The sequence below is a fragment of the Oleiphilus sp. HI0061 genome (genome assembly GCF_001635675.1).
The window spans coordinates 1-1,214 of sequence record NZ_LWFE01000439.1; the positions used below are offsets into that span (position 1 = coordinate 1).

The 1,214-nt window shown below is 42.6% G+C and carries 2 protein-coding genes; both read left to right on the forward strand.

Going from position 1 to position 1,214, the window contains the following annotated elements; genetic code table 11:
• The first annotated feature begins 104 nt into the window (after positions 1-104).
• A complete protein-coding gene (locus tag A3735_RS05905; RefSeq protein ID WP_068555023.1) occupies positions 105-950 on the forward strand; it encodes an acyl-CoA thioesterase II in 846 nt (281 codons plus the stop codon).
• 50 nt (positions 951-1,000) lie between these two features.
• Positions 1,001-1,214 (forward strand): hypothetical protein (locus A3735_RS05910; protein WP_156499445.1); only part of this gene is annotated, 214 nt, incomplete at its 3' end.

Sequence of the window (1,214 nt, forward strand, 5' to 3'; positions counted from 1 at the left end):
TGAAGTTATCCTAAGTTCAAATATACTGAATTGCCAGTGGTAAAAGGTTAGATTAATTTACTTAGCATATAAACTAATTTGTGCGATTTTTTGGAGGTTTCGGTATGAGTGCATCTAATGTGGCAAAGACACTAGAACAGCAAGAGCATGCATTTGATGGTGCAGTTAACCTGAAAGGGGACCCCAATTGCCTGGTTGGGCAAGTCAGTGCAGACTATCAAAATATGGTAGGCCCTTTCGGTGGTGTGACGGCGGCTACGATCCTTCAAGCAGTGTTAGGTCACCCAGAAAGAGAAGGCATGCCGGTATCGATTACTATTAATTATATGGGGCCGATTGAAGATGATGAGTTGGTGGTCAAACCTGCTCTATTAAGAACTAACCGTTCCAACCAGCATTGGCGTGTAGATTTTTTGCAAGGCGATGTAATGCAGTGTTCTGCTAGTTGTGTTTTTGCTAAGCGAAATGAGACTTGGTCTAATGATGAAGTAAGGATGCCTTATGCACCAGATTTTGAAGAGGTGGATTCACTACCAAAATTTCCGGGCATGCCGAGCTGGGTAGACCAATACGATATGCGCTTTGTTTATGGTGCTCCTTTTCAGCCGCTAGTTAAGGGTAAACAAGCAAACCCCTCCGAGAGCCTCTTGTGGATTTCTGACAAGCCAGCAAGAAAGCTGGACTATGCCTCAGTAACAGCAATCTCTGACTCGTTCTTTCCACGAATTTTTGTTCGAAGACATAAGATCGTCCCAATGGGAACGGTTAGTTTAACGATTAATTTCCATATAACTGAAGATGAATTGTTGGGCTTGGAGGCGACTCATCTGCTTGGTCGCGCTAGCGCTACCAAATTTACTAATGGTTATTTTGAGCAAAGGGCTGAGCTATGGAGCCCTGATGGTACCTTGGTGGCGACAAGTAGCCAGATGGTGTATTACAAAGATTAAGCTAGTCTATATCTCAATAATTACAGCTTTTAAAAAGCAAGAGAGCGATCATGACAAACGTTGATAGTGAGAATACAGAGCTGCATAAAACCGCTTGTATATTATGTTCACGAAACTGTGGCTTGGATGTTACCACCCAGGACGGCAAATTAATTAAGATCAAAGGTGATCCTCAACACCCTATGACTAAGGGCTATATTTGCCAGAAAGCGGCAAGATTAGAGCATTATCAAAATCACGATGATCGTTTGACACATCCTTTAA

What these genes read in the sequence shown, in the direction of transcription:
- A3735_RS05905 (WP_068555023.1), top strand. Translation starts at nt 105, where the DNA reads ATGAGTGCATCTAATGTGGCAAAGACACTAGAACAGCAAGAGCATGCA.